This window comes from Neisseria sp. P0021.S007 (assembly GCF_051956855.1).
Map to the genome: position 1 here is coordinate 1 of NZ_JBQCXA010000197.1, position 969 is coordinate 969.

The window sequence follows — 969 nt, forward strand, 5'->3', positions numbered from 1 at the left end:
ATCGTATCGATGGCGCGCTGTTGGGCCGCGGTCATATGGCCTTGACGCAAGACGAAACTGCGGATGCTGCGTTTGTGTTCTTCAGGAACAGTATTTTCGGGTGTATTTTCTGGAATGTTTTCGGACATGTTTTTTTAAATCAGTGAGAAATCAAATAAAAAGGCCGTCTGAAAGAATCAGACAACCCTGCATATAAATCGGCGTGATTATAGCGAATAAACGCTTTTCCTGAAACCTTTTAAAAAGAAGGTTTCAGACGGCCTTTTAAGACAATACCGGTTGCGGTACTTTGTGTTGCACCGCATAAACCGCAGCTTGGACGCGGCTGCTTAGGTTTAATTTGCGCAACAGGTTTTGTACATGCACTTTGACGGTTGACTCTGCCAGATTCAAATGGCGGGCAATGATTTTGTTGCTGTGTCCGGCGGCAAGATAGCCCAAGATTTCCATCTCTCGCGGGGTCAGTTGCTCCAGCAGATGGTCGGAGCGGGAAGGAGATGGAGAAATTAGCGATTGCACCAAACGGCTGGTCATTTCCGGAGAAAAGACATTGTCGCCATCGACAGCTTTGCGGATGCTTTCCAACAGGAAGTCGGCGTTGATGTTTTTCAGCAAAAAGCCTTTTGCACCCATACGCATACATTCGGTCAAATCATCGCTGTCTTCGGAAACAGTCAGCATGATGACGGTTAGTTGCGGATTGATGCTCAAAATTTGAGCCAGTGCTTCGCGGCCGTTCATGACCGGCATATCCAAGTCCAGCAAGACCACATCAGGCTTGAGCTGCTCAACCATTTTTACGCCGGCCAGGCCGTCTGAAGCTTCGCCGATGACTTCAAAATCAGGCTGGCGGGAGAGCAGGGCTTTGATGCCACTGCGAAATAGGGTGTGGTCGTCAATAAGGGTAATTTTAATCGTCATGATGCTGTTCTCATTTGTTGCGGCAAAGTCAGCATAACCGCCGTACCT

General features: G+C 48.3%; 1 protein-coding gene and 1 pseudogene. Both read right to left on the bottom strand.

What is annotated here, in order from left to right; translation table 11 throughout:
- Window positions 1-128, bottom strand: a pseudogene (locus ACTHUR_RS12185) (tRNA (guanosine(46)-N7)-methyltransferase TrmB); the annotation flags it as partial.
- A gap of 136 nt (window positions 129-264) precedes the next feature.
- Entirely contained in the window at window positions 265-921 is a 657-nt protein-coding gene (locus ACTHUR_RS12190; protein ID WP_049333503.1) for a response regulator, read from the bottom strand.
- Between the last annotated feature and the right edge of the window lie 48 nt (window positions 922-969).